Here is a 942-nt window from a genome sequence, read left to right on the forward strand (position 1 = left end):
TAGTTCGTTATGCGAAATAATTTAAAAAATGTTCCTAAATAATAAACTGAATTTTTTATTTTTTCTAATTCTACTATTCAACTTCCAAACCATTTTTGCGGAAGAATTGGATCGGAGAAATACTCAAATACTAATAAATCCTTGGACTATACAAGACAACAAAAGAATCGAACGAAGAGAAATACCAAACTCACTAAAACTACAAATACTCTACTCTCCTTTAAAAAATTTATTCATCGGTTTCAGTTATGGAATTGGAGAGAACAAGGAAAGTGCGTATGGACAATATTACTCTAGTTCAAATCGAAATAATGCTCTCTATCAATTCTCTAGAACTAAACAAGGGGAAACTTTCACTTTTAATCTTCAATATTATATCTATAAATCATTCTTCGGGAGTTTAAATTTTGGATTAGAAAAGGGATTTACTGTTAATAGAAATAACTATATTAACTTTTCACCGAATAGTTTTAATCTTGAACCTTACTCTCATAAAACTGTGTTTTCTGATCGATTTTATTCTTCCGTAGGCTTTGGATACAAAACAGACTTTTGGGAACACTACTTATTTGCAATTGAAATCCAACAAGGCTTTATTGAGGCTGGGAAAATAAGACATATTGTTACATTTGACCCAAACTATTATTCCGGATCTTTTCCTAAACAATATCAAGATTTAATTTTAAGTCAGAGTTTAGGCAATGTTACTCCAAAAAATTCAATGTTTACTCAAATTATAATTTCTGCTGGAACAACTTTTTAATATAGTAAGTAAATTACTTCGCATAACAGCGTCTTCCCGCTACGTTTCGGCACGAGGCCTCACTCGGCCTGCGGCAAATTCCCTTCCGTCACGCTTCTTGCTTTGCAAGAAGTCGCGCCGACGCCAACACCTACTTCGTAGGCTCGGCTACAGGGAACTTCGGGAAGACTAGTTCGTTA

1 protein-coding gene is annotated in these 942 nt (G+C 33.9%); it reads left to right on the plus strand.

Going from position 1 to position 942, the window contains the following annotated elements:
* The first annotated feature begins 28 nt into the window (after positions 1–28).
* Positions 29–763, plus strand: a complete 735-nt coding sequence (locus tag CH361_RS19545) for a hypothetical protein (RefSeq protein ID WP_100792504.1) — start codon at positions 29–31, stop codon at positions 761–763.
* Positions 764–942: the final 179 nt, after the last annotated feature.

The sequence above is a fragment of the Leptospira brenneri genome (assembly GCF_002812125.1).
GTDB classification, from domain to species: domain Bacteria; phylum Spirochaetota; class Leptospiria; order Leptospirales; family Leptospiraceae; genus Leptospira_A; species Leptospira_A brenneri.

What these genes read in the sequence shown, in the direction of transcription:
- CH361_RS19545 (WP_100792504.1), top strand. Translation starts at nt 29, where the DNA reads ATGTTCCTAAATAATAAACTGAATTTTTTATTTTTTCTAATTCTACTA.